Source organism: Achromobacter sp. 413638 (assembly GCF_043119405.1).
Classification (GTDB): domain Bacteria; phylum Pseudomonadota; class Gammaproteobacteria; order Burkholderiales; family Burkholderiaceae_B; genus Achromobacter.
On sequence record NZ_JBICCO010000040.1, the window covers coordinates 16,086 to 40,846 of the forward strand.

Genomic DNA, 24,761 nt, shown 5'->3' on the forward strand with positions numbered 1-24,761 from the left:
GCGCGTCAGGGCAGCGCGGGGGCGGGCGGGATGATCGGCTGCTGCTGTTTCTGCTGCTTGGCGGTCGACGGCGGCTTGCCATCGGGCGTCGGCATGTATAAAGGACCCTTGTAACCGCAGGCCGCGACCAGGCCGGTCGCCACGAGCGTGGCTACAATGCGAAGAGCCATGCGGCTATATGCCAATTGGGACACTGGGAACTCCGTAATTCTTGCAGGCTCGATTATGACCGAAACCGAATTTCTTGCGTTGATCGACCAGGTGCTGAACAGCATCGAAAGCCAGGCCGATGACTGGGCGGCTTCGCTCGATGTCGATGTCGAGACCAGCCGCAGCGGCAATGTGCTGACGATGGTGTTCGAAGACAACACCCACGTGGTGGTGAACAGCCAGGCCGCCATGCAGGAGCTGTGGGTCGCGGCGCGCAGCGGCGGGTTCCATTATCGCTTCGACGGCCAGCACTGGAATGACACGCGGGGCGGTCCGCAGCTGCCGGATGCGCTGTCGCAGATCTGTTCGGCCGCCGCCGGCGTGCCGGTGACGATCCGCCTGTAGCCGTTCCCGCGAGGCATCGCGCCGTCCGCCGCGCGGGCTTCTCTCGAAGCCGCCGCCCGACCGGACGCGAACACCCGTCGGGCGGCGGCCCGGCCATGAAAAAGCCGGCTCTGTCAGAGCCGGCTTTTTTCACGATCAGAACGGTATCTTCTGCGACCAGGGGGCGTTGCCCTGGGCGCCGACGCCCGGCGCCACCTTGATGCTGTTGTCCTCGCCGCCGCCGCCCAGGCCGTTGAGGAACTCGCCCAGCGTGTCGGCTTGCGGCAGGCCCAGGCGGGCCACCGCCTGTCCCGGCGGGAATTCCGAGAAATAGTATTCGCCGTTCTCGACGATGATGCCGTCCGGGCGGGGGCGCGGCTTTTCCTCGGGCACGCCCTTGAGCGCGGTCTGCATGTAGTCCACCCAGATCGGCATGGCGACGCCGCCGCCGGTCTCGCGCGAGCCCAGCGACTTGGGCTGGTCGAAGCCCAGCCACGAGGTCGCCACCAGCGAGGGCGTGTAGCCCGAGAACCAGGCGTCCACCGATTCGTTGGTGGTGCCGGTCTTGCCGGCGATGTCGTTGCGCTTGAGCAGCACGCGCGCGCGGGCGGCGGTGCCGTAGGTGGCCACGCCGCGCAGGATGTCGTCCATGATCCAGGCGGTGCGCGGATCGATGGCGCGGGCCGCCGCGTCGCCGGCCACGACCGGCTTGGACTGCATGATGACCTTGCCGTTGCTGTCGGTCACGCGGTCGATCAGGTAGGGCGTGATGCGGTAGCCGCCGTTGGCGAACACCGCGTAGGCGCCGGCCACCTGCAGCGGCGTGACCGAGCCCGCGCCCAGCGCCAGCGGCAGCACCGCCGGCTGGCGGGCCTTGTCGAAGCCGAAGCGGGTCAGGTAGTCCTGGCCGTACTGCGGGCCGATGGCCTGCAGGATGCGGATCGACACCATGTTCTTGGACTTGTACAGGCCCTGGCGCAGCGTCAGCATGGGCTCGTACTGGTTGCCGTAGTTCTTGGGCGTCCAGGCCTTGGAGCCGGTCTGGGCCGCCGACAGCTCGAACGGCAGGTCGGAGATCTGCGTGGCCGGCGTCAGGCCGCGTTCCAGCGAGGCGGCGTAGATGAAGGGCTTGATGTTCGAGCCCGGCTGGCGCCAGGCCTGGGTCACGCGGTTGAAGTTGCCGCGATAGAAGTCGAAGCCGCCCACCATGGCGCGGATGGCGCCGTCCTGCGGCGACAGGGCGACGAAGGCCGCCTGCACGGCCGGCAGGTTGATGATTTCCCAGTTGTCGCCGAACTTGCGGATGTAGACCACCGAGCCGCGCTTGATGCGCTGTTCGGGCTTGGCCTTGTCATTCAGCGCGCGCGCCACCACGCCCAGCACCTTCTTGTCGGTGATGGTGATGATCTCGCGCGAGCTGCGCGCCAGCTTCACTTCGGTGGGGCTGGCCGACAGCACCAGCGCGGTCAGCAGGTCGCCGCTGTCGCTGAACTTGTCGAACACGCCATCCAGGAAGTCATCCAGCGCCTGCGGGTTGGTCTCGGTGCCGGCGGGCAGGTCGAGCTGCTCTTCCGGACCGGGGTAGGGCGCGCGGCGGGTGTATTCCAGCACGCCCTCGCGCACGGCGCGGTAGGCGGCTTCCTGGTCCTTGGACTGGACCGTGGTGTAGATGTTCAGGCCGCGCGAATAGACGTTGTCCTGGTACACGTTGAACAGCAGCTGGCGCGCCAGCTCGGCCACGTATTCGCCGTGGATGGCGTAGCCGCCGGCGGGCGTCCCTTCGGCCGACTTCATCACGATGGGCTGGGCCATCGCCTGCTTGTACTCAGCCTCGGTCAGGTAGCCCAGCGACTGCATGCGGCCCAGCACGTAGCGCTGGCGCAGCTCGGCGCGGGGGCGGTTGGCGATCGGGTTGAAGCGCGACGGGGCCTTGGGGATGCCGGCGAGCATGGCGGCCTCGGCCGGTGTGATGTCCGACAGCTGCTTGCCGAAATAGGTGCGCGACGCGGCCGCGAAGCCGTAGGCGCGGTGGCCCAGGTAGATCTGGTTCATGTACAGCTCAAGGATCTGGTCCTTGGTGAGCTGGGACTCGATCTTGAATGTGAGCAGCAGCTCGTAGAACTTGCGCGAGTAGGTCTTTTCCGACGACAGGTAGAAGTTGCGCGCCACCTGCATGGTGATCGTGCTGGCGCCCTGCGTCTTGGACATGTTGACGAGGTTGGTCAGGCCGGCGCGCACCACGCCGACCCAGTCGATGCCGCCGTGTTGGTAGAAGCGGTCGTCCTCGGCCGCCAGCACCGCGGACTTCATCACGTCCGGGATTTCGTTGAAGCGCAGCACGTTGCGGCGCTCTTCGCCGAACTCGCCGATCAGCACCCGGTCCGCCGTGTAGACGCGCAGCGGCACCCGAGGGCGGTAATCCGTCATGGCGTTCAGGTCGGGCAGGTTGGGCCAGGCCAGCGCCAGCGCCATGCCGGCCAGCAGCACGCCGCACAGGAACAGGCCCGCGCAGAAAATGCCCGCCTTGACGAAAAATCGCAGGAACGGCGAACCGCCTTTGGCGGGCTTGTCTTTCTTGGAGGAATTCTGGGGCTTGCTCATCGCGGCGATTTTACGGGTATCTCAGGTCCCGCCTGGGAGCGGGAAGCCGGTTTCTGTAACAATATCGTTCAGTGTGGCGCGCGGGCAACTTGCGGCAATGTGATAATTGCCGTCATGAACGTATCCGCAAGCTCATGTCCGGAGGCTGACCCGGACCTGGCGCCCTCCGGCGAGGCGCCCGAACTCCAGCCCTGCGCCGCCGAATGCGCCGGCAAGGCCGTGACCCTGCCGCATGACCTGCCCGTGTTCCTGGTGGGCATGATGGGGGCGGGCAAGACGACCATAGGCCGCAGCCTGGCGCGCGCCTTGGGGCGCGACTTCGTCGATCTGGATCATGAGCTGGAGGCGCGTTGCGGCGTGCGTGTGCCGGTAATCTTCGAAATCGAGGGTGAGGCCGGTTTCCGTCGCCGGGAATCCGCCGCACTGGAAGAGTGTACCCAACGGCGCAACATTATTCTCGCCACCGGCGGCGGCGCCATCCTGGCGCCGGAAAACCGCCAGCGGCTGCACGAGCGCGGCATCGTCGTCTATCTGAGGGCCAGCGTGGACGAATTGTTCCGCCGCACCTGCCGCGACCGCAACCGCCCGCTGCTGGCCACGGCCGATCCCAAGGGCACGCTGCGCGACCTGATGACCCGCCGCGAGCCTTACTACCGCGAAGTCGCCGACCTGGTGGTCGAGACCGGTTCCACGCCCATCCAGACCCTGGTCAAGGGTCTGTTGCCGCAATTGCAAGCTTTCGAGAAGCGCATATGAATGTAGTCGAGGTCGACACTCCCGGGGGCAGCTACCCCATCCATATCGGCCCCGGCCGCCTGGATCGCCTGGATCAATGCATCCCGGCCGACGCCACCGCCATTGCCGTGGTCACCAACCCGACCGTGGCGGCGCTGTATGGCGAGCGCGCCGAGGCGGCGCTGGCGCGCACCGGCAAGCGCGTGCTGCGGATCGAGCTGCCCGACGGCGAGTCCTACAAGGACTGGCAGTCGCTCAACCTGATCTTCGACGCGCTGCTGTCACAGCGGCTGGACCGGCGCTGCGTGCTGGTGGCGCTGGGCGGCGGGGTGATCGGCGACATGGCCGGCTTCGCGGCCGCCGTCTACATGCGCGGCGTGCGCTTCCTGCAGGTGCCGACCACGCTGCTGGCGCAGGTCGATTCCTCGGTGGGCGGCAAGACCGCGGTCAACCACCCGCTGGGCAAGAACATGATCGGCGCGTTCTACCAGCCGGTGGCGGTCGAGATCGATACCGACGTGCTGAACACGCTGCCGGCGCGCGAAGTGTCGGCCGGTCTGGCCGAGGTGATCAAGTACGGCCTGATCCTGGACCCGGAATTCTGGGCCTGGTGTGAACTGAACGCGCCCAAGCTGCGCGCGCTGGATCCGGACGCCGTGACCTACGCCATCCGCCGCTCCTGCGAGCTGAAGGCGCAGGTGGTGGGCAAGGACGAACGCGAGTCCGGCCTGCGCGCCATCCTGAACCTGGGCCACACCTTCGGCCACGCCATCGAGGCGGGCCTGGGCTACGGCGCCTGGCTGCACGGCGAGGCCGTGGGCTGCGGCATGGTGCAGGCGGCCGAGCTGTCGGCCGATGTGGCGGGCTTTCCGCGCGCCGACGTCGCGCGCGTGCGCGCGCTGGTCGAAGGCATCGGCTGCCCGGTCACCGCGCCCGACCTGGGCGCCGACCGCTGGCTGGACCTGATGCAGGTCGACAAGAAGACCGAGGGCGGCTCGATCCGCTACGTGCTCATGACCCGCATCGGCGAGGCCGTGACCCGCGCGGCGCCCGACGAGGCGGTGCGCGCCGTATTGGCCCGGACCACCGGCTAGACCGACAACCGTGACAGGAGACGGTGCAGTGCAGATGAACGAATTGGCTTCCTATGCATCCGACCCGTCCCGATCGCGCGGTCGGACCCATGCCGAGCCTCCGCCGGAAAATCGGACCGAGTTCCAGCGCGATCGCGACCGCATCGTGCATTCCGGCGCGTTCCGGCGGCTGGAATACAAGACCCAGGTCTTCGTCAACCACGAAGGCGACCTGTTCCGCACCCGCCTGACCCACAGCCTGGAAGTGGCGCAGATCGCGCGCACGCTGGCGCGCAGCCTGGCCCTGTCGGAAGACCTGACCGAGGCCATCTCGCTGGCCCATGATCTGGGGCACACGCCGTTCGGCCACGCCGGGCAGGACGAACTCAACGCCTGCATGCGCGAGCTGGCGCCCGAGGCCGGCGGCTTCGAGCACAACCTGCAGAGCCTGCGCGTGGTGGACGAGCTGGAAGAGCGCTACGCCGACTTCAACGGCCTGAACCTGTGCTTCGAGACGCGCGAAGGCATCCTCAAGCACTGCTCGGCGGCGCACGCGCGCCAGCTGGGCGCGGTGGGCGTGCGCTTCCTGGAGCGCACCCAGCCCTCGCTGGAGGCGCAGCTGGCCAACCTGGCCGACGAGATCGCCTACAACAACCACGACATTGACGACGGCCTGCGGTCGGGCCTGATCACGGTCGAGCAGATGCAGGATGTGGCCATCTTCGGCCGTCATCACGCCGAGGTGCTGGCGCGCTATCCCGAGCTGCCGTCGCGCCGCGCCGTGTCGGAAACCATTCGCCGCATGATCAACACGCTGATCACCGACCTGACCCGCACCTCGCTGGCGCGCATCGCCGAGCATGCGCCGGCCAGCGCCGACGACGTGCGGCGCGCGCCGCCGCTGGCCGGTTTCTCAGACGGCATCCGGCGCGAGGCCGACGAGCTGAAGAAATTCCTGTTCGACAATCTGTACCGCCACTACCGCGTGCTGCGCATGACCACCAAGGCGCGCCGCATCGTGCGCGAACTGTTCGCGGCCTTCCTGGACGACCCGCGCCTGCTGCCGCCCGATTACCGCCGGCCGGCCTTCAATGAACAGGCGCGCGCCATCGCCGACTACATCGCCGGCATGACCGACCGCTACGCCATCCGGGAACACAAGCGCCTGTTCGAGATGGCGTAAACACACATCGGTTTCCACGGCGCGGCCGCAGCGCTTGCGACCGGCATTGTTGCATCGGGATGCCGCGGAGCCGGCTTTGCCGGTCCGCAGGCATGCCCCCTTGAGGGGGAAGCGCGTCAGCGCTTCGGGGGTGGGCCTACCCCTCCAAGAAGCGCTGCGTCAGCAGCACCCAGTACGCCGCGCCCACCGGCAGGCTGTGGTCGTTGAAGTCGTAGCCGGGGTTGTGCACCATGCAGGCGCCGTGGCCGCTGTTGAAGCCGTCCGGCGAGCCATCGCCGTTGCCGACCAGCAGGTACGAGCCGGGCACTTCCTCCAGCATGAAGGCGAAGTCCTCGCTGCCGGTCAGCGGCCGCGTCTGCGGCACGACCTGGTCCGCGCCCACCAGTTCCAGCGCCACCTGGCGCGCGAAATCGGTTTCGGCGACGGTGTTGACCAGCACCGGATAGCCGCGCTTGTAGTCGATGGTGGCGCGCACCTGGTAGCTGGCGGCCTGGTTGTGGACCAGCTCGGTGATGCGGTCTTCCAGCAGGTTGCGCACGTCGCGGTCCAGCGCGCGCACGCTGAGCTTGAGCGTGGCCGTCTGCGGAATGACGTTGTTGGCCTTGCCGGCGTTGAAGGCGCCCACCGTGATCACCGACATGTGCAGCGGATCGACGTTGCGGGCCACGATGCTCTGCAGGCCCATGACGATGGCCGCGCCGGCGACCACCGGATCGGCGGCGCAGTGCGGCATCGCGCCGTGCCCGCCCACGCCTTCCAGTGTGATGGTGACGTTGTCCGAGGACGCCATGGCCGCGCCGTCGCGCAGCAGCAGGTGGCCTTGCGGATGGCCGGGCATGTTGTGCATGGCGAAGATGGCGTCGCAGGGATACTTGCTGAACAGCCCGTCCTCCATCATGCGCTTGGCGCCGCCCAGTCCTTCCTCGGCGGGCTGGAAGATCAGGTTCAGCGTGCCGTCGAACTCGCCATGCCTGGCCAGATGATGCGCCGCCGCCAGCAGCATGGCGGTGTGGCCGTCGTGGCCGCAGGCGTGCATGATGCCTTCGTTGCAGCTGGCGTGTTCCAGGCCGGTGGCTTCCTGGATCGGCAGCGCGTCCATGTCGGCGCGCAGGCCCAGGCGCTTGCCGCCCTTGCCCCGGCGCAGCTGGCCGACCACGCCGGTGCCGCCCAGGCCGCGTTCGACTTCATAGCCCCATTGCGTCAGGCATTGCGCCACCAGGTCGCTGGTGCGGAATTCCTGGTAGCCCAGTTCGGGATGGCGGTGGATATCGCGGCGCAGCGCGACGAATTCGTCGGCGCCTTGGGTGACGGTTTCAAGGATCGGATGCATGTCGGTGTGTCTCCGTTTGAGTAGGTGGCGCTTGGGGCGGTCAGGGCGCGTCAGCCAGTTTCACATGGCTGGAAATTTCGCGGAAGCGCACGGTCTCGGCCTGGTACATGGCGTCGGCCTCGGCCGGGGTCATGGGCGCCGACACCTCGATGTTCTGCGTCTCCAGGCCGCGCTTGACCTCGGCGTCCTGCATCGCGGCGTTGAGCGCGGCGTGCAGCCGCGCCACCACGTCCGCCGGGGTATCGCGCTTGACGAAGTAGCCGGTCCAGGTGGTGAAGTTGAAGCCCTTGAGCAGCTCGCCTTCGTTGACCGACGGCACGGCCGCCAGCGCGGGCAGGGCGCTGCGGCGCGGGCTGAGCGTGCCCAGCAGCTTGACGCGGCCCTGCTCGGCCAGCGCCACGTGCTGCTGCGCCAGCGGCAGGATGGCGAAATCGACCTGGCCGCCGCCCATGTCCTGCATCAGCGGCGCGCCGCCCTTGTAGGGCACGTGCATCATTTCCGCGCCGATGGTGCGCGCCATGTGTTCGCCCAGCACGTGATACAGCGAGCCCACGCCCACGCTGCCGAAGCTGAGCGGCTGCGTGGCCGCGCGCGAGCGCGCCAGCTTCACGAGTTCATCGGCGTTGTTGGCCGGCAGGTCCTTGCGCGCCACGATCACCAGCGGCGCCAGGCCGATCATCTGCACCAGTTGGAAGTCCTCGCTCTTGAGCTTGACGCTGGCGTTGGCGAGGGGCGCCAGGATCAGTTCGTTGGGCGAGCCCTGGAACAGGTAGTAGCCGTCGGCGCGGGCCGACAGCACTTTCTGCGCGCCCAGTGCGCCGCTGACGCCGCCCAGGTTTTCCACCAGCACCGGCTGGCCCAGCTGCCTGGACGTGGGCGCCGCCACGACGCGGGCGATGGCGTCCGACGCGCCGCCGGCGGGGTAGGGGACCATTATCATGACGGGGCGGCTGGGGTAGTCCGCCGCGCTCGCGCCCTGGCTCATCAGCGTGGCGCCGAGCGCCAGCATACAGCCGGCCAGGCGCAAGCATCCGGATAGCGTGCCCATACGTGTTTCCCTTGAAGTGTTATGAGTATCCGGAATCCTAGGGACAGTGCTCGCTAGTTGTCTAACGACTTGTTATTCTGGGATGTAGAAAAAATACTCATACCTGGACATGAACCTCAAGCAGCTTGAGCACCTGTTGGCCGTGGCCGAGGCCGGTTCGTTCAGCCGCGCGGCCGAGCGTCTGCATCTCACGCAGTCCGCGTTGAGCCGCAGCATCCGCCTGCTGGAGGAAGACCTGGGCACGCGGCTGCTGGACCGCATGGGCAAGCGCACCGAGCTGACGCCGTTGGGACTGACCGTGGCCAGCCGCGCGCGCCGCATCCTGTTCGAGTCGGCCGAGCTGCGCCGCAGCACGGATCTGTTGACGCAAGGCGGGCAGGGCACCATCAGCATCGCGCTGGGCTCGGGACCGGGCGTGCTGCTGCTGACGCCGCTGCTGGTGCATGTGGCGCAGCAGCACCCGCAGCTGCGCATCGAGGTGATGCGCGGGTCGCAGGAAGCGCACCTGGGCATGCTGCGCACGCGCAGACTGGATGCGCTGGTGGTGGATATCCGCGGCATCGCGCCGTCGGCGGACCTGCGCATCGAACCGGTATCGCAGATGCGCGCCGGCTTCATCTGCCGCAGCGGCCATCCGCTGGCGGCGCTGTCCAGGCCACCGCGCTTCGCCGAAGTGGCGGCGTACCCGCTGGCGTCCACCTTCCTGCCGGCGGACACCGCGCGGATCCTCATCGACCGCTACGGCATCGCCGCCGATCCCAAGACCGCCGTGCGCCTGCGTTGCGAGGAGATCGGCAGCCTGCTGGAGACGGTGCGCGCGTCGGACGCGGTGTTCCTGGGCATCGTGGCGGCGGCGCGCGAGGGCATTCTGTCGGGGGAGCTGATCGAGCTGATGCTGGATCCGCCGCTGGACAGCCATGCGCAGTTCGCGCTGGTGACGCTGGCCGGCCGCACCGAGGCGCCGGCGATGGGACTGCTGCGCGCCTTCGTGAGCGACCGCCTGCGCGATTGAGGCGCGCCGGCCCGGTGCGCGAGCCGGCGCTGAGTTGCCTCGCGGCGAGGTGTCTCAGCGCGCCCGGGTTGCGGTCACGCGGCCGCTTCGGCCTGCGAGTCGCGGATCCATTCCTGCATGGCGGGGTGCGCCAGCACGGCATCCATGTAGGCGCGCGCGTCGCCGGTGACGCTGACGCCATAGGTGGTGAAGCGCGACACCACTGGCGCGTAGAACGCATCGGCGATGGTGAAGGCGCCGAACAGGAACGGTCCGCCCTGGCCGAACTGCGCGCGCGCGTCCTGCCAGAGATCCAGTATCCGGGAGATGTCCTGCCGGACGGCGTCGGAGAATTCGGCGGCGGGCAGGCGCGCCGCCACGTTCAGCGGCATGGCCTGGCGCAGCGCGGCGAAGCCGCTGTGCATCTGCGCCGCCAGCGAACGCGCGCGGGCGCGCGCCTGGGGTTGCGCAGGCCACAGGCCGGCCTCGGGATGGCGGTCGGCCAGGTATTCGCAGATGGCCAGCGAATCCCAGATCGCGAATTCGTCATCCAGCAGCACCGGCACCAGCCCGGCGGGCGAAACTTCGCCCACGCCGCGGGCGAACGCCTCGGTGTTGAACGCCAGTTTCTGCTCGGTGAAGGCAATGCCCGCCGCGCGCAGCGCCAGCCAGGGGCGCATGGACCAGGAAGAGAGATTCTTGTTGCCGATGATCAGGGTGTACATGTGTCGCGTTCTATGAGGGTGAAAACTCAGCTGGCCGTGCGGCGCAGCACCTTGCCCAGGTAGTGGCCGGTATGGCTGGTCTTGGTGGCCGCCACGGTTTCGGGCGTGCCTTGCGCGACCACGCGCCCGCCGCCGTCGCCGCCTTCCGGGCCCATGTCGACCAGCCAGTCGGCCGTCTTGATCACGTCCAGGTTGTGTTCGATGATGAGCACGGTGTTGCCGCTGTCCACCAGTTGGTTCAGCACCTGCAGCAGCAGTTCGATGTCGCGGAAGTGCAGGCCGGTGGTGGGTTCGTCCAGGATGTACAGCGTGCGCCCGGTGCTGCGGCGCGACAGCTCCAGCGACAGCTTGACGCGCTGCGCCTCGCCGCCGGACAGCGTGGTGGCGCTCTGGCCCAGTCGGATGTAGGACAGGCCCACGTCGATCAGCGTATGCAGCTTGCGCGCGATGGCCGGCACCGACTCGAAGTATTCCAGCGCCTGTTCCACCGTCAGGTCCAGCACCTCGCTGATGTTGCGGCCGCGATAGCGGATCTCCAGCGTTTCGCGGTTGTAGCGCTTGCCGTGGCAGACGTCGCAGGGCACGTACATGTCGGGCAGGAAGTGCATCTCCACCTTGACCACGCCGTCGCCCTGGCAGGCCTCGCAGCGTCCGCCCTTCACGTTGAAGCTGAAGCGGCCCGGATCGTAGCCGCGCGTGCGCGCTTCCGGCACGCCGGCGAACAGCTCGCGGATCGGCGTGAACAGGCCCGTGTAGGTGGCCGGGTTGCTGCGCGGCGTGCGGCCGATGGGGCTCTGGTCGACGCTGATGATCTTGTCGAAGTGCTCCAGGCCCTGCATGGCCGCGTAGGGCGCGGGTTCGCTCTGCGCGTGGTGCAGCTGGCGCGACACGGCCACGGCCAGGGTGTCGTTGACCAGCGTGGACTTGCCCGAGCCGGACACGCCGGTCACGCAGACCAGCCGGCCGGCGGGGATGCGCAGGTCCACGTTCTTCAGGTTGTTGCCGGTGGCGCCGGTGAGCGTGAGCCACGGCAGCTCGTCGTTGACCGGCCGGCGTTGCGGAATGGCGATGGCGCGCGCGCCGCTCAGGTACTGGCCGGTGAGCGAGGCGGGGTCGCGCTGCACCGCTTCGGGATCGCCCTGCGCCACCACCTGGCCGCCGTGCTCGCCGGCGCCGGGGCCCATGTCCACGACCCAGTCGGCCATGCGGATCATGTCCTCGTCGTGCTCGACCACGATCACGCTGTTGCCCAGATCGCGCAGGTGCTGCAGCGTGCCGATCAGGCGGTCGTTGTCGCGCTGGTGCAGTCCGATGGACGGTTCGTCCAGCACGTACATGACGCCGGTCAGGCCCGAGCCGATCTGGCTGGCCAGCCGGATGCGCTGGGCCTCGCCGCCGGAAATCGTGTCGGCGCTGCGGTCCAGCGACAGGTAGTTCAGGCCCACGTTGTTCAGGAAGCTCAGCCGCGCCTCGATCTCGCGCACGATGCGCTGCGCGATCTCCTGCTTGGCGCCGGCCAGGCTCAGGTCGCGGAACCAGGCCAGGCAGGCCGACAGCGGCATGGCCTCGACTTCGTAGATGGCCTGGCCTTGGCGTTCGCCGCCGCGCGGATCCTGGCCGATCAGCACGTTGCGGGCCTCGGGCCGCAGGCGCGAGCCGCCGCAATCGGGGCAGGTCTTGATGTTGCGGTACTTGCCCAGCTCTTCGCGCACGGTGGCCGAATCGGTCTCGCGCCAGCGGCGCTCCAGGTTCGGGATCACGCCTTCGAAAGTGTGGCGCTTGACCGTGCTGCGGCCCTTCTCGTTCAGATAGACGAAGGAGATCTCTTCGTCGCCCGAACCGTACAGCACCTTCTGGCGCACGTCCTCGGGCAGTTCCTCGAACGGCGCTTCGATCTCGAATTCATAGTGCGCGGCCAGGCTGGTGAGCAGCGAGTGGGTGAAGGCGTTGCGGCGGTCCCAGCCTCGGATCGCGCCGGCGGCCAGGCTCAGCTCGGGGAAGGCGACCACGCGCTTGGGGTCGAAGAATCCGACCTGTCCGATGCCATCGCAGCTGGGGCAGGCGCCCATCGGGTTGTTGAAGCTGAACAGCCGCGGCTCCAGTTCCGGCAGGCTGTGGCTGCAGACCGGGCAGGCGTAGCGACTGGAGAAGACCTGTTCGCGGCTGCTGTCCATGTCGAGCGCCAGCGCGCGGCCCTCGGCCAGCTGCAAGGCGGTTTCGAAACTCTCGGCCAGGCGCTGCTTGCTCTCGGGCTTGATGCGCAGGCGGTCGATCACCACGTCGATGTCGTGCTTCTCGGATTTCTTCAGCGGCGCCATGCCGTCGATTTCCAGCAGCTGGCCGTCCACGCGCAGCCGCACGTAGCCCTGCGCCTGCAGGCTGGCGCATTCGTCCTCGAAGCTGCCTTTCTTGCCGCGCGCGATCGGCGCCAGCACGGCCAGCCGGGTGTCGGCCGGCCAGGCCATCACGGCGTCCACCATCTGGCTCACGCTCTGCGCCTGCAGCGGCAGGCCATGGTCCGGGCAATACGGCGTGCCGACGCGCGCGTACAGCAGGCGCAGGTAGTCGTGGATCTCGGTGATGGTGCCGACGGTGGAGCGCGGGTTGTGGCCGGCGGCCTTCTGCTCGATCGAGATGGCCGGCGACAGGCCCTCGATCAGGTCCACGTCCGGCTTGTCCATCAGTTGCAGGAACTGCCGCGCGTAGGCCGACAGGCTCTCGACATAGCGACGCTGGCCTTCGGCGTACAGCGTGTCGAAGGCGAGCGAGGACTTGCCCGAACCGGACAGGCCGGTCACCACCACCAGCTTGTGGCGCGGCAGGTCCAGCGAGACGTTCTTGAGGTTGTGGGTGCGCGCACCCCGTATGCGTATCGTCGAGTCCATCGATTGCGTCCGTCGTCCTGGCATCGCAGGCCAACTTGGTACTATAGCGCGCCGAGTAGTCCCGCGTTCAAGGTTGGTCCGCCAGGTTTGCCGAGGGGCCGCTTCGAGGCCATTACCGTCCAATAATCCGCATGCCGGCAGAAACCAAACTGAAATTGACCCCTTCCGAGCGCCGCGCCAGCGTGGCGCTGGCGGGATTGTTCGCGGCGCGCATGCTGGGGCTGTTCCTGTTGCTGCCGGTCTTCGCGGTGGCGGCGCGCGGCCTGCCCGGCGGCGACGATCCGGCCCGCGTGGGCCTGGCGCTGGGCATGTACGGCCTGACCCAGGCCTTCATGCAGATACCCTTCGGGCTGGCGTCCGACCGCTGGGGCCGCCGGCCCGTGGTGATCGCCGGCCTCCTGTTGTTCGTGGCCGGCAGCGTGGTCTGCGCCCAGGCGTCGGACGTGTTCTGGATCACCATCGGCCGCGCCATCCAGGGCGCGGGCGCGATTTCCGCCGCCGTCACCGCCTGGCTGGCCGACGCCACCCGCGACGAGGTGCGCACCCGCGCCATGGCCATGGTCGGCGGCTCGATCGGCCTGTCCTTCGCCGCCTCGCTGGTGCTGTCGCCCGTGCTGGTGGGCTGGTGGGGGCTGTCCGGCCTGTTCTGGACCATCGCCTGTCTGGGCGTGGTGTGCCTGGCCGTGGCGCGCTGGGTCGTGCCGGTGGTGCCGCGCACCCAGGCCCGCGCCATGCAGGCGGCCCGGCCGCGCGAGGTGCTGCTGCATCCCGACCTGTTGCGGCTGAATTTCGGCGTGTTCGTGCTGCATCTGGTGCAGGTGGCGCTGTTCGTGGTCGCGCCGGCGCTGCTGGCCAAGGCCGGCGGGCTGGACGCGCGCGAACTGTGGAAGGTCTATCTGCCGGTCATCCTGGTGTCCTTCGTGCTGATGGTGCCGGTCGTGTTCGTGGCGGAAAAGCGCCGCGCCCATCGCGGCGCGCTGCGCGCGGCCGTGGCCGGCCTGGCGCTGGTGTGCGCGCTGCTGCCGATGGCCAGCCAGGGTTTCTATGGTTTCGCCATCGCCCTGACCGGCTTTTTTGTGGTGTTCAACGTGCTCGAAGCCTTGCAGCCGTCGCTGGTGTCGCGGGTGGCGCCGGCGGCCTACAAGGGCCTGGCGCTGGGCTTCTACAACACGGCCCAGGCCGCCGGCCTGTTCACCGGCGGCGCGCTGGGCGGCTGGCTGGCCTCGCATTCGGGCGCCAACGCGGTCTTCATCGCGGCGGCGGCCCTGGCGCTGCTCTGGCTGGCCGTTACCTGGGCGCTGCGGCCGCTGGCCTAGCGCCCGGGGCGGCGGATACGCCAGAAAGTCGCGGAACGCGCCGCCATCAGGCGCGAACATCAGGCAAATCGGCGGACCGCAGAGATAGATTTGTCACGAATGGCGTTGGCGCGGCAGGCGCTTTTCGTCGATAATAGCGGGATCAATTTACGGTTTCATACTGTGCCGCCGGTCATCATCATGGTGACCGGCGTGTTTCATGAAGCCGGTCTTCAACATCGTTTTTTTATGTTGTTGCCGGCGCGCTCGCGGCAACGCGTGGGCGCAAGGCCAACAACAGAGGGACATCGGCATGGCATCGGTCAACAAAGTCATACTCGTCGGCAACCTGGGTCGCGACCCGGAAGTCCGCTACAGCCCGGACGGGGCGGCAATCTGCAACGTGTCCATCGCCACCACCTCCCAATGGAAGGACAAGGCCTCCGGCGAACGCCGCGAGGAAACCGAGTGGCACCGCGTGGTCATGTACAACCGCCTGGCTGAAATCGCCGGCGAATACCTGAAGAAGGGCCGTTCGGTCTACATCGAAGGCCGCCTGAAGACCCGCAAGTGGCAGGACAAGGACACCGGCGCCGATCGCTACAGCACCGAAATCGTCGCCGACCAGATGCAGATGCTGGGCGGCCGCGAGGGCGGCGAAGGCGGCAGCTACGGCGGCGGTGGCGGCTTCGACGAAGCCCCGCGCCAGCAGCGCGCCGCGCCGGCCCCGCGCCCGGCGCCGCAGCAGCGTCCCGCTCCGCAGGCCGCCCCGGCCAGCAGCGGCGCCAACCTGGCGGACATGGACGACGATATTCCGTTCTGAACGTCATACGGTCGCATTCTCCAAACCCGGCAAGTCGATGACTTGCCGGGTTTTTTATTGCCCTGGCGAGCGGCGGAGACTGCCTGTGCATATCCCTGTGGGCAAGGCGGTGGGTAGCCTGTGGATACCCTGTGTATTAGCTATGTCGCGTGGCGTGCATTCCCTTCCCAAAACGTAATCCCCGAGTTCGGTTCGTGTCACCAAGCTCTGCGTAGAGTGTTTCGGATTCGCCGGCAAGCTGGCGCCCCACCTCCGAGACTGCAATGCGTGTGCCTGACCCTTCCTCCCTGCGCCAGCCTCGCCGCGACGGCGAGAGCGGCTTTTGAAAACCCCGGTTTCGTCAGCCACCGGCCGATACCGGTCCATCGCGCAGCGTCTGCTGGCCAGCCGCGCCGTGACCAGGATCCTGCGCAACCTGTACCGCTGGACCCACTCGCGCGCGCTGCGCCATAACCAGGTGCTGTGGCCGCTGTTGCGCATCGAGCGCGATGGCCAGGGCAGGCTGACGCGTTGCGCCATGCGCTGGGGCTTCACGCCGGTCTTGACCGCCTTCTCCAGCATCCGGCGTCCCGCGGGCGATGTCGCCCACCTGATCCTGAGCGGTCCGTCGGTGGCCGATATCGGCTATTCCGAACTGGACCTGCCCGCGGTGATGGGTGTGAACGGTTCGATTGCGCTGCGGCGCAGCCATCCGCACCTGCGTTTCGCCTATTACGCGATGCTGGACGCCGGCTTCGTGACGCGCCGCCGCGATCTTGTCGCCGACGTGCTGGCCCAAGACCTGTTGCTGTTCGTCACGCCAGAAGTGCTGCGCTGGATCGCGCAGCTGTTCTCGCCGGGCGAGATCCGGTGCCGCATCACGGTCTTCGAGGAAGTGCACCAGCGCGCTTACATGCCTCGCGCGCGACCGGAACAATTGGCGCGCACGTTGCACGGCGATCTGGATCTTGTGCTCTTCGACGCCCATGCGCCGGTGCATCCGCTGGGTTTCAGCCTGGACCCGGCCCGAGGCCTGTTCGGCGGCGGCACGGTGGCCTATAGCGCCTTGCAACTGCTGGTCTGGCTGGGATTCCGCACGCTCTATTTACACGGCCTGGACCTGCATGGCGCCAGCACTTCGCCGCGCTTCTATGAGTCCGCCGACGCACGCCTGCCGAGCGCGCTGGACCGGCAGTTCGACTCGCATATCGCGCCTGCATTTCGCGGCGCCAGCCGGCTGCTCGGCTGGCGCGGCCTGCGCATCTACAACCTGTCGCCCGACAGCGCCCTGGACGAGAGCGTGTTTCCCAAGCGCCATTGGACGACGCTGAAACGGCACGCGCTTCCGTCCTGACCCGCCGCGCGGCGGCAATCCTCGTTCGTTCAAGGCCACTTCATGCGCATTCTCTATACCAATTTCCACCAGGCCGACGGCGGCGGCCATACAACCTACGTACTGTCGCTGGTGCAGGCGCTGCGGGCCGCGCACGACATCGTGGTTGCCGCGCCGGCCGGCAGCCGCCTGTTTCTGGAAGCCTCGGGCATGCCGGGCGTGCGTGTCGTGCCGATGGAGTTCAAGGGCGGATTGCTCTCTGCCTGGCCCCGGATCCGGCGCATGCGCGCGTTGCTGAAGATCGAGCGCTTCGATCTGGTGCATGTGAACGGCGCGGCCGATCACCGGCTTTGCATGCTGGCGAGCATGGGACTGCGTGGCGGACGTCCGGCGATCGTCTACACGCAACACAATTCGCGTTCCGGCCGCAGCCTGGGCGCGGGGTTGCGGGCTCGCCTGGCCACGGATCGCGTGATCTGCGTCAGCGAGCACACCCGGCGCAGCCTGATGAACACGCCTTACGCAGGGTGTGGCTTGCGCACGGTGAAGAATGGTGTCGACGTGGACTATTTCACGCCGGCCACGCCGGCGCAGAAGGCGCTCGCCCGCGAACGCTGGCTGCCGCCATCGCAGACAGGCTGCCTGGTGGTCGGCAGCAACGCCGGCACCGCTGCGTACAAGAACTGGCCTGACATGCTCGAAGCCGTGGCTATGTTGCCCGGCGCGCTGCGCAGGCGGATCGTGGTGCTGATCGCGGGCGAGCCGCCGGACGAGGACCCGTTGCGTTACGTCGAGTCGCTGGGAATGCAGGACCGCGTGATCTTCGTCGGTTTGCTTGACGATGTGCGGCCATTCCTGGCGGCGTTGGACCTGGGGTTCGTGTTGTCGTCCCGCGTGGAGACCATTTCCTTCGCCTGCCGCGAAATGATGGCCATGGGCCTGCCCGTGGTGGTGACCGATGTCGCCGGCCTGCCGGAAAATGTGGAAGATGGCGTGGACGGCTGGATCGTGCCGGCTTGCGCGCCGGCGGCCGTGTCGGAGGTGCTGCGCGAGGCGCTGCGCGAACCCGAGGCGCTCGCGGTCATGAGCGAGGCCGCGCGCGCCAGGGCGCTTGCCGAGTTCGGATTGCCGCGTTTTGTCGCGCAGACACAGGCGGTGTACCGGGAGGCGCTTGATCTGCCGCGTCCCAGCCGCCTGTGGCCTATCGGATGGTTCGCCCTGGGCGCCGCCACGTTCTGGATCCAGGATCTGTTCATCTGAGGCTGGCTTGGCGTGGCGCCACCGGCGAAATAAGTTGTTGCACAATAGTGGCTTGCACTATCTATCTACTAGTAGGTAATATTCAGCCATCGACGCAGCGGACCGAACAGGCCAGCAAGGTCGAATCCAGAAATACAGTGGTACGCAGCAAATTTTTTTACCCCGATCATCTATCTATAAGTAGATAGCCAAACAATAGCAAGACCAGATCCCAACCGGAGATTCCTCATGAAGACCCTCGTATCCGCCCTGATCCTTTCCGCTTCCTTCATCGGCGCCGCCCAGGCCGGCGAGCTGGACTATCCGCCCGCGTTGGACACGCATAGCAGCGTGACGCGCGCCCAGGTCCAGCAGGAACTGGCCGCGGCCCGCGCCAACGGCGAGCTGGTGTCGGGAGAAGAAGGTTACGCCGTCGCCACGTTCGCCCAGACCGGCGACAAGACCCGCGCCCAGGTCCAGCAAGAGTTGGCTGCGGCCCGTGCGCAAGGCCTGACCGACAGCGGTGAGCTGGACTACCCGCCCGTCCGTGGCTGATCATTTTCCTCAAAAATCTACCTATGAATAGATAGCTCCATGCCCGATGGCATGAGCAGGCTGTCTACCGGAGATCTCTCATGAAGACCCTTGTATCCGCCCTGATTCTTTCCGCGACCTTCATGGGCGCAGCCTACGCCGGCGAGCTGGACTACCCGCCCGTTCAGGACAGCCACAGCAGCGTGACGCGCGCCCAGGTCCAGCAGGAACTGGCCGCTGCCCGCGCCAAGGGCGAGCTGGCCTCGGGCGAGGAAGGCTATCCCGCCACCGCTTACGCCCAAGTCGGCGCCGCCAAGACTCGCGTCCAGGTGCAGCAGGAGTTGGCTGCCGCCCGCGCCCGGGGTCTGACGGAAAGCGGCGAACTGGACTACCCGCCCGCGCAAGGCTGAGCGGCATGCAGGCAAGTCGAGCCCCGGGGGGCGGGAGGCTATCCCGGCCGGGGCTCGCCTGGTGTTTCCGTTCTGCTGATCGTGCCCGATTCGTCATGGACGATGACGCGCTGATCTATTAGTAGGTAATATTCAGCCATGGATACCCCGACCTCTGCCAAGTCTTCCGCCAATACGCGCGACCAATTGCTGGCCCACGCCGAAAAGCTGATCCGCACGCGCGGCTGCAACGGTTTCAGTTATCGCGACCTGGCCGAGCATGTGGGCGTGAAGACGTCCAGCATCCATTACTACTTTCCTGGCAAGGACGACCTGCTGTACGAAGCGGTCGAGGCATACAGCGCCCGCGCGTTGGCGGCCTTGCGCGCCATCGACCAGTCCCTGCCCGCGCGCGCGCAGCTCGAGGCCTACCTGTCGCTGATGGAGTCGCGCGCCTGTGATTCGGGCGAGTTGTGCCTGGGCGGCATGCTGGCCGCCGAAGTCATGACGCTGCCGGATCGGGTGCGCGGCGCGTTGCAAGGATTTTTCCGCGCGCACGAAGCCTGGCTGGCGCGCGTGCTGGCCGAGGGCAAGGCGCAGGGCACCCTGAAATTCAACGGCACCGCCGAATCGGCTGGCCGCGCGGTGTTCGCCACCGTGCAGGGCTGCATGCTGGTGTCACGCCTGTTCCAGCAGCCGCCGGCATTCTGCGAGGCCATCGGCGCGCTCTACGTGCCGTGCAAGGACTGAGGCGCGGCGCGCCGCTACCGTCCCGTTCTTCCCTGATCCCGGCCGCGATGCGCATGCTCGCGGCCGTGTTCATTGGCGCTGCCGGTCCGGACGGCGGGCCACCTAGCGCAGCGATTGCAGCACGTCCATGCTGCCGCGGGTCTGCATGCCCAGTTCGCGCATGCGCTGCAGAAAGGCGGTCTGCCCAGCGTTGAAGCCCGGTACCGGGCTCATGCAATCCGTCAGCAGCACGACGCGCGACAGCTTGCCGCCCGGCAGGTGCTGGGCCAGATCTTCGACCGTGGCCTTGACGCAATGGCTGCCCGCCTCGCCAGCGATCAGCAGCAGTTCGGCGCGGTCCAGCGCATCGAGCAGGCCGCGATTGAGCTGGGTGCGCGGATCGTCCGGGTCCGGCACCTCGGCCATCAGCGCGCTGTAGTGCTCGGTCCAGGGATTGGTGCCCTTGGGCACCTTGCGCACGATGTGTTGGCCCGCGTCTTCCCAGCGGTTATAGGCCGCGCGCACGTCGGCATGGACGTTGTGGCCCCAGCTGCCGATCTCGCAGTGGATCGGCCACACCATCAGCGTGTAGCGGCCGCGTGTTTCCAGTTCCTGCAGATAGGCCAGCGTGCGCGGCAGATCGTCGTCGTGGCGGGGCAGGAAATCGCCCGCGCGTACCTGCGCGGCGGTAATGGACGTGAAGGGCGCCACCGGCCGGCCGTCTCCGGTGCGCCAGAAGGTCGGGTGCGCGATGTCCAGGCGATGATGTGAATCCAGCGTCACCGTGATGGCGGTGAGCGCGGGCGCGGCGGCATCGATGAAGCGGGCCAGCCGTTGCATGTCGGCGTGCGCGCCGGCCACGGGCAGCGCCGGTTTCACGGGCTGCCGGCTGAGCGGATCGACGGGCAGGTAGGCATCGGGAAGGTCGCAAAAATCATTTTGCGGATCGACGATCAGCAACTGTACGGAACGGGACATGACGCGGTTCGGAGGAGGAGTCCCTGCAATATAGAACGGGATGCGCGCCATGCGTCAGAACAGCACCAGGTGTTCCGGTCGATCCGGCAGCTGACGAGAGAGCGCGCGCAGCGCACGCCAGGCCTGCGCCAGCACCGCGAGGACGACGATGATCACAAGAATCCACATGGCGCTATCCTTCATAAATTCGCACGATCGTGCGAAATTGGTTGCGAGAAACGCCGGCACGGGCCGGCGCGGGTTGGGTCTTACTCGATGTAGCTGAAACTGCGATAAGTGGAGATCAATCGTTCATACGCCCTGCGCACCCGCTCGTGGGCCTGCGGATCGCGCAGGAAACGTGCGTCGTGCATCAGGCCCACCATCAGGCTGTAGATCTCGAACACCAGCTGTTCCGGGTCGGTGTCGGGCCGCAGATGGCCAGCTTCCAGCGCCTGCCCGGCGGTGCGCACCAGCGCCGCGCGCCACCGTCGCACATTGTTTTCCAGCAGCGGCCGCAATGGCGATTCGCGGTCGTCGTATTCGAAGGCGCCAGCCACGTAGATGCAGCCGGTCAGCGTCTCCACGTTGCAAGCACGGTCTATCCAGTGCGTCACCATCGCGTTCATGCGCGGCAGGCCGCGAGGCTGTTCCAGCGCCGGGGTGAACACGGCGGCGACGAAGCGGCGGTCATATTCATCCAGCACGGCTTGCAGCAGCGCTTCGCGCGAGCCCACGCGCGAGAACACGCCGCTCTTGCTGATGCCCAGGTGCTTGGCGACCTGTCCCAGCGACAGGCTCTCCAGCCCCTGGGCGGCGGCCAGGTCCAGCGCGGCGTCGACGATGGCCGCGTAGGTGAGTTCGCTTTTTTCCGTTTTGGCAGGCATGGGCAAAATTTAGCACGACCGTGCTAAAAAAGCAGGACTTTAAATAGGGGCGGTTGGGAGCGGACAGCAGGCACGACGCACGGCCTTGGCAATGCGAGGCGCCCGGCGGGTGGGGGGCAGAGGAGACGCAACGCGGCGGCGATCGGCGCCGGGACGCTGGCCGACAAAAAAGCCGGACAGCTCGCGCCGTCCGGCTGTTGGGCCATTGCGCCGTCGCTCAGGCCTGCGCGGCCTTGAACTCCTGGCGGTACTTGTGCAGCAACGGCTCGGTGTAGCCGTTGGGCTGGGTCAGCCCTTCGAAGACCAGCGCGCAGGCCGCCTTGAAGGCCAGCGAGGTATCGAAATGGCCGGCCATCGGACGATACAGCGGATCGCCGGCGTTCTGGCCGTCCACCACCTTGGCCATGCGCTGGAAGGTCTCCATGACCTGCTCGCGCTGCGTCACGCCGTGGCGCAGCCAGTTGGCGATGTGCTGGCTGGAGATGCGCAGCGTGGCTCGGTCTTCCATCAGGCCGACGTTATGGATGTCGGGCACCTTGGAGCAGCCCACGCCCTGGTCGATCCAGCGCACCACATAGCCCAGGATGCCTTGCACGTTGTTGTCCAGCTCCTGTTGGATATCGGCCGCCGACCACTTGCCGCGATCTCCGACCGGCACGGTCAGCAGTCCGCCGAGCAATTCGTCGCGCACGTCGGTCAGGCGGATGCGTTCAAGTTCCTGCTGGACGGCTTGCACGTCGACCTGGTGGTAGTGCAGCGCATGCAGCGTGGCCGCCGTGGGCGAGGGCACCCAGGCGGTGTTGGCGCCGGCCTTGGGATGCGCGATCTTCTGCTCGAGCATGGCGGCCATCAGGTCGGGCATGGCCCACATGCCCTTGCCGATCTGGGCGCGGCCGCGCAGGCCCGTGTCCAGGCCCACCAGCACGTTGTTGCGCTCATAGGCCGCGATCCAGGCGGTGGACTTCATGTCGCCCTTGCGCAGCATCGGGCCGGCTTCCATGCTGGAGTGCATCTCGTCGCCGGTGCGGTCCAGGAAGCCGGTATTGATGAAGGCCACGCGCGGCGCGGCGGCCGCGATGCAGGCCTTGAGGTTGATGCTGGTGCGGCGTTCCTCGTCCATGATGCCCATCTTGAGCGTGTGGCGCGGCAGGCCCAGCAGGTCTTCGACGCGGTCGAAGATCTCGCTGGCGAAGGCGGCTTCGACGGGGCCGTGCATCTTGGGCTTGACGATGTAGACCGAGCCGGTGCGGGAGTTGAGCTTGTTCTTGCGATCCTGCAGCGCAGCCAGGCTGGTGACCACGGCGTCCAGGATGCCTTCGGGAATCTCGCGGCCCTCGCGGTCCAGCACGGCGGGGTTGGTCATCAGGTGACCGACGTTGCGCACGAACATCAGCGAGCGGCCGTGCAGCGTCAGCGCCGAGCCGTCCGGCCGCGTGTACTGGCGGTCGGCGTTGAGCTTGCGGGTGAAGGTCTTGCCGCCCTTGCTGACCTGTTCGGTCAGGTCGCCCTTCATCAGGCCGAGCCAGTTGCGGTAGATATGGACCTTGTCCTCGGCGTCCACCGCCGCGACCGAATCCTCGCAGTCCATGATGGTGGTGAGCGCGGCCTCGAGCAGCACGTCCTTGACGCCGGCGGCGTCGGTGGCGCCGATGGCGTGGCCGCGGTCGACCTGGATTTCAAAATGCAGGCCGTTGTTCTTGAGCAGCACGGCCGACGGCGCGTCGGCCGGGCCCTGATAGCCGATGAGCTGCGACGGCGACTTCAGCGTCGTGGCGCCGCTGGCCAGCGTCACGCGCAGCTGGCCATTGTCGATGGTGTAGCCGGTGGCGTCGGCGTGCGAGCCCTGCGCCAGCGGCGCGGCCGAATCGAGGAAGGCGCGGGCGCGCGCGATCACGGCGCGGCCGCGCTCGGGGTTGTAGCCCTTGCCGTCATCGCCGGGCGTGGCCGGAATGGCGTCGGTGCCGTATAGCGCGTCGTACAGGCTGCCCCAGCGGGCGTTGGCGGCGTTGAGCGCGTAGCGTGGATTCGATACCGGCACCACCAGCTGCGGACCGGCCTGCTGCGAGATCTCGGTATCGACGTTTTCGGTGGTGGCGCGCACCTGGGCGGGTTGCGGCAGCAGGTAGCCGATGCCTTCCAGGAATTTCCGATAGGCGGCCGGGTCGGCGATGGGGCCGGGATGCGCGCGGTGCCAGGCGTCCAGCTCGGCCTGCAGGCGGTCGCGTTCGGCCAGCAGGGCGCGGTTCTTCGGCGCCAGGTCATGCACCAGCGCCGAGAAGCCTTGCCAGAAGCTGGCGGCGTCCAGGCCGGTGCCGGGCAGGGCTTCCTGTTCGATGAACTGGTTGAGATTGGCCGCCACTTGCAGGCCGTGATGCTCGATGCGTTGCGTCATGCTGATCTCTGACTGAGGGGTATGGCTGGACGGCGCCGCGAGAGGCGCCGGACGGATCGGTCATCGCACATGATCGTCCGCGCGCGTGCCGATGTCCATACGAAAACCCGCTGGTCATACCAGTTTGTTTACGCCTGCTTGGGCAAAAATCGATTTTTTATGGTTTCATATCAGCAACTTACAGAGGGCTGATGCAAGGCGATCGTGCCCGACGATCGCTTGGTCATACCACTGGTCCGGAGTAGGCATGTACGCGGAAACCGAAGAAAAACCCCGCCAGGTGGCGGACGAAGTGGCCGAGCGCATCGAGCGCCTGATCCTGGACGGCGTGCTCAAGGCCGGCCAGGCCCTGCCGTCGGAACGGCGTCTGACCGAAAAGCTGGGCGTGTCGCGCACGGCGCTGCGCGAAGGCCTGAAGCTGCTGCGCGCGCGCGAGATCATCCATACCTCGCAGGGCAAGGGCTCGTTCGTGGCCCAGATCTCCAAGGTGGACGCCGGGCCGCTGATGCACCTGTTCAACTCGCAGCCGCGCACGCTGTATGACCTGCTCGAGGTGCGTTCGCTGCTGGAGGCCGAGTCCGCCCGGCTGGCCGCGCTGCGCGGCACCGAGGCGGACTTCATCATGATCCGCCGTCGCTATGACGAGATGATGGCCGCCCAGGGCATCGAGACCGACGCCGCCACCCACGCGCATCTGGATCATGCCTTCCACCGCGCGATCTGCGAGGCCTCGCACAATCCGGTGCTGGTGCATACGCTGCAATCGCTGACCGATCTGCTGCTGGGCTCGGTCTTCGCCTGCGTGAACAATCTCTATCACCGCGAGCCGGAAAAAAAACTCATCGACCGTCAGCACGCGCGCCTGTACAACGCCGTGATCGCGCGCCAGCCCGAGCAGGCCCGACGCGCTGCCGCCGAGCATGTGGATAGCGTGCGCCAGAGCCTGGCGGACATCGAGCAGGAAGAGCAGCGCCTGGTGCGCGCGACGCGGCGGCTGGAGGGCTGGGCCTAGGCCGGCGCGTGCAAGGTTGCGCTCCGGCTTGCGGCATGCGCCAGGCGCCGGATCGCAGCCGCCTGGCGAATGCCGCGACGCTGGATG

Annotated in this window: 22 protein-coding genes; 13 read left to right on the top strand and 9 right to left on the bottom strand. The window is 67.5% G+C overall.

The features are described 5' to 3' along the window. Window positions 1-5 precede the first annotated feature (5 nt). Entirely contained in the window at window positions 6-170 is a 165-nt protein-coding gene (locus tag ACEU5R_RS17225; RefSeq protein WP_233772643.1) for a lipoprotein, read from the bottom strand. A gap of 55 nt (window positions 171-225) precedes the next feature. On the opposite strand from ACEU5R_RS17225, the gene cyaY reads away from it, so the two are divergent. Continuing rightward, window positions 226-555, top strand: a complete 330-nt coding sequence (gene cyaY, locus ACEU5R_RS17230) for an iron donor protein CyaY (RefSeq protein ID WP_103271701.1) — start codon at window positions 226-228, stop codon at window positions 553-555. 135 nt (window positions 556-690) lie between these two features. On the opposite strand, the gene ACEU5R_RS17235 is transcribed toward cyaY, so the two are convergent. Continuing rightward, on the bottom strand, window positions 691-3,135 hold the full coding sequence (locus ACEU5R_RS17235; protein ID WP_392411016.1) for a penicillin-binding protein 1A: 2,445 nt from the start codon (window positions 3,133-3,135) through the stop codon (window positions 691-693). 114 nt (window positions 3,136-3,249) lie between these two features. Between ACEU5R_RS17235 and ACEU5R_RS17240 the strand changes: the two genes are divergently transcribed. The 3 genes from ACEU5R_RS17240 to ACEU5R_RS17250 are packed head-to-tail and all read left to right on the top strand — an operon-like array spanning window position 3,250 to window position 6,126. Continuing rightward, window positions 3,250-3,891, top strand: coding sequence for a shikimate kinase (locus tag ACEU5R_RS17240; RefSeq protein WP_103271699.1), 642 nt, complete (start codon window positions 3,250-3,252; stop codon window positions 3,889-3,891). Further along, window positions 3,888-4,964, top strand: a complete 1,077-nt coding sequence (aroB, locus tag ACEU5R_RS17245) for a 3-dehydroquinate synthase (protein WP_392411018.1) — start codon at window positions 3,888-3,890, stop codon at window positions 4,962-4,964. The genes ACEU5R_RS17240 and aroB overlap by 4 nt, the downstream gene beginning before the upstream one ends. Window positions 4,965-4,998: 34 nt before the next feature. Further along, complete coding sequence (locus ACEU5R_RS17250; protein WP_103271697.1) at window positions 4,999-6,126, top strand: deoxyguanosinetriphosphate triphosphohydrolase; 1,128 nt, start codon at window positions 4,999-5,001, stop codon at window positions 6,124-6,126. A 136-nt stretch (window positions 6,127-6,262) separates the two neighbouring features. Here the strand turns inward: ACEU5R_RS17250 and ACEU5R_RS17255 are convergent, their stop codons facing one another. Together ACEU5R_RS17255 and ACEU5R_RS17260 are read right to left on the bottom strand one after the other, a co-directional pair. Continuing rightward, window positions 6,263-7,456 (bottom strand): M20 aminoacylase family protein, encoded by a 1,194-nt coding sequence (locus ACEU5R_RS17255; RefSeq protein ID WP_392411019.1) that lies wholly within the window; start codon window positions 7,454-7,456, stop codon window positions 6,263-6,265. Window positions 7,457-7,496: 40 nt separating this feature from the next. Continuing rightward, window positions 7,497-8,504: a tripartite tricarboxylate transporter substrate binding protein gene (locus ACEU5R_RS17260; RefSeq protein ID WP_392411020.1), complete on the bottom strand. Its 1,008-nt coding sequence runs from the start codon at window positions 8,502-8,504 to the stop codon at window positions 7,497-7,499. Window positions 8,505-8,613: 109 nt separating this feature from the next. Between ACEU5R_RS17260 and ACEU5R_RS17265 the strand changes: the two genes are divergently transcribed. Beyond that, window positions 8,614-9,516: a LysR family transcriptional regulator gene (locus tag ACEU5R_RS17265; RefSeq protein ID WP_392411021.1), complete on the top strand. Its 903-nt coding sequence runs from the start codon at window positions 8,614-8,616 to the stop codon at window positions 9,514-9,516. A gap of 74 nt (window positions 9,517-9,590) precedes the next feature. On the opposite strand, the gene ACEU5R_RS17270 is transcribed toward ACEU5R_RS17265, so the two are convergent. Together ACEU5R_RS17270 and uvrA are read right to left on the bottom strand one after the other, a co-directional pair. Continuing rightward, window positions 9,591-10,220 (bottom strand): glutathione S-transferase N-terminal domain-containing protein, encoded by a 630-nt coding sequence (locus tag ACEU5R_RS17270; RefSeq protein ID WP_392411022.1) that lies wholly within the window; start codon window positions 10,218-10,220, stop codon window positions 9,591-9,593. A 26-nt stretch (window positions 10,221-10,246) separates the two neighbouring features. Continuing rightward, window positions 10,247-13,105: an excinuclease ABC subunit UvrA gene (gene uvrA / locus ACEU5R_RS17275; protein WP_392411023.1), complete on the bottom strand. Its 2,859-nt coding sequence runs from the start codon at window positions 13,103-13,105 to the stop codon at window positions 10,247-10,249. A gap of 131 nt (window positions 13,106-13,236) precedes the next feature. Between uvrA and ACEU5R_RS17280 the strand changes: the two genes are divergently transcribed. From ACEU5R_RS17280 to ACEU5R_RS17310, 7 genes are all read left to right on the top strand, one after another. Then, on the top strand, window positions 13,237-14,421 hold the full coding sequence (locus ACEU5R_RS17280; RefSeq protein WP_392411024.1) for an MFS transporter: 1,185 nt from the start codon (window positions 13,237-13,239) through the stop codon (window positions 14,419-14,421). A gap of 292 nt (window positions 14,422-14,713) precedes the next feature. After that, a complete protein-coding gene (gene ssb, locus ACEU5R_RS17285) occupies window positions 14,714-15,223 on the top strand; it encodes a single-stranded DNA-binding protein (protein WP_392411025.1) in 510 nt (169 codons plus the stop codon). 322 nt (window positions 15,224-15,545) lie between these two features. Then, the gene (locus tag ACEU5R_RS17290; protein WP_392411027.1) at window positions 15,546-16,556 is read left to right on the top strand and encodes a hypothetical protein; all 1,011 of its coding nucleotides are present in this window, start codon (window positions 15,546-15,548) and stop codon (window positions 16,554-16,556) included. 42 nt (window positions 16,557-16,598) lie between these two features. Continuing rightward, entirely contained in the window at window positions 16,599-17,795 is a 1,197-nt protein-coding gene (locus tag ACEU5R_RS17295; protein ID WP_392411028.1) for a glycosyltransferase, read from the top strand. Window positions 17,796-18,023: 228 nt separating this feature from the next. Next, on the top strand, window positions 18,024-18,329 hold the full coding sequence (locus ACEU5R_RS17300; RefSeq protein WP_392411029.1) for a DUF4148 domain-containing protein: 306 nt from the start codon (window positions 18,024-18,026) through the stop codon (window positions 18,327-18,329). A gap of 80 nt (window positions 18,330-18,409) precedes the next feature. Then, a complete protein-coding gene (locus tag ACEU5R_RS17305) occupies window positions 18,410-18,718 on the top strand; it encodes a DUF4148 domain-containing protein (protein ID WP_392411031.1) in 309 nt (102 codons plus the stop codon). A gap of 138 nt (window positions 18,719-18,856) precedes the next feature. Beyond that, window positions 18,857-19,447 carry a TetR/AcrR family transcriptional regulator gene (locus ACEU5R_RS17310; RefSeq protein ID WP_392411032.1) on the top strand — a complete coding sequence of 197 codons (591 nt, stop codon included), beginning with the start codon at window positions 18,857-18,859 and terminating at the stop codon, window positions 19,445-19,447. A gap of 102 nt (window positions 19,448-19,549) precedes the next feature. On the opposite strand, the gene ACEU5R_RS17315 is transcribed toward ACEU5R_RS17310, so the two are convergent. The 3 genes from ACEU5R_RS17315 to ACEU5R_RS17325 form a co-directional block, all read right to left on the bottom strand. Next, window positions 19,550-20,404 carry a cysteine hydrolase gene (locus tag ACEU5R_RS17315; RefSeq protein WP_392411033.1) on the bottom strand — a complete coding sequence of 285 codons (855 nt, stop codon included), beginning with the start codon at window positions 20,402-20,404 and terminating at the stop codon, window positions 19,550-19,552. A 248-nt stretch (window positions 20,405-20,652) separates the two neighbouring features. Then, window positions 20,653-21,270, bottom strand: coding sequence for a TetR/AcrR family transcriptional regulator (locus tag ACEU5R_RS17320; RefSeq protein WP_103271684.1), 618 nt, complete (start codon window positions 21,268-21,270; stop codon window positions 20,653-20,655). A 217-nt stretch (window positions 21,271-21,487) separates the two neighbouring features. Beyond that, on the bottom strand, window positions 21,488-23,662 hold the full coding sequence (locus ACEU5R_RS17325) for a malate synthase G (protein ID WP_392411034.1): 2,175 nt from the start codon (window positions 23,660-23,662) through the stop codon (window positions 21,488-21,490). Between the two features lie 247 nt (window positions 23,663-23,909). Here ACEU5R_RS17325 and glcC point away from each other — a divergent pair, with 247 nt between their 5' ends. Next, window positions 23,910-24,674 carry a transcriptional regulator GlcC gene (glcC, locus tag ACEU5R_RS17330; RefSeq protein ID WP_212312724.1) on the top strand — a complete coding sequence of 255 codons (765 nt, stop codon included), beginning with the start codon at window positions 23,910-23,912 and terminating at the stop codon, window positions 24,672-24,674. Window positions 24,675-24,761: the final 87 nt, after the last annotated feature.